This window comes from Psychrobacter sp. 1U2 (assembly GCF_051847575.1).
Genome location: NZ_JBPYDC010000448.1, coordinates 1 through 1,070 on the forward strand (window position 1 = coordinate 1; position 1,070 = coordinate 1,070).

At 33.0% G+C, this 1,070-nt stretch carries 2 protein-coding genes; both read right to left on the reverse strand.

Annotated features, from left to right (window positions below; translation table 11 throughout):
- A partial coding sequence (locus ACS8FD_RS16480) for a GDP-mannose 4,6-dehydratase (protein ID WP_439276636.1) occupies positions 1 to 364 on the reverse strand: 364 nt, incomplete at its 3' end.
- A gap of 53 nt (positions 365 to 417) precedes the next feature.
- Positions 418 to 1,070 (reverse strand): hypothetical protein (locus ACS8FD_RS16485; protein ID WP_439276637.1); only part of this gene is annotated, 653 nt, incomplete at its 5' end.

The following is a 1,070-nucleotide window of genomic DNA, read 5'->3' on the forward strand; positions in this document are numbered from 1 at the left end:
CCAACCCCAGAAAGCGAATGGCTTCTAGCAAACGTAATGTGCCCATGGCGTCGACATCAGCGGTATATTCTGGTGACTCAAAGCTCACCGCTACATGACTCTGGGCACCAAGGTTATAAACCTCATCTGGCTCTACTTCTGAAAGTATGCGTGTTAAGTTAGAAGAATCAGTAAGATCACCATAATGTAGATGAAAATTGATATTACGTTCATGTGGGTCTTGAAGTATATGATCCACTCGTTGAGTATTAAAAGATGAAGCTCGACGCTTAATGCCATGTACTTCATAGCCTTTTTCCAATAAAAACTCAGCTAAATAGCTACCATCTTGACCAGTTACACCAGTAATTAATGCTTTTTTCATAAGACACCTTCCTTAAAAATAGTATAATTAACACAAAGAATGAAAATAAAAACCTACCTATCCCCTTTAACAGAAAAATCTCTAAGCTTTTTTTCCAAAAGACCATATCCTAAAGCATCTTGTCTACTGTTACTTAATATATTGGAAAAAAAATCAGTATCGACTTTTTTATTATAATAATCATTTAAAAAAACTACTAAAGACGCAGCTACGCTTCCTTGCTTAGCATAAACCTTAAAATCCTCAACGAAAGAAGATAAAATAGTTACTTTAGGAAACTTAGTTTTAGCAAGCCAATCTATATTGTAAATATTATTATAATTTATAGCTTCAATAAGTATTTTGTCCGCCTCCATAAACTCACCACTTTTATAATACACTAAAGACAACAACAGTCTATAAAAGTTATTTTCTCTATCAAGCATTATGCATTCTTTAATTAACCTTATCTGCTCATCTAAAGGCAATGAATCTTTAAAACTTCTAACATAATGAGAGATTGAAAACGCTTTCAGCAACGGATCTACACGATTAGAAGAAAGAATCCCATCTTTCTTCAATGACATATTGAAACAAGATTTAATATCTTTCTCAGAAATAAAGCTCTTATAACTACTAACTTTAACGCCACCTATCCAAGAAGATAATGTAGCAAAGCCTGAAGAACCACATATTATCTCTGTACAACGTGACATTAAAATTATAT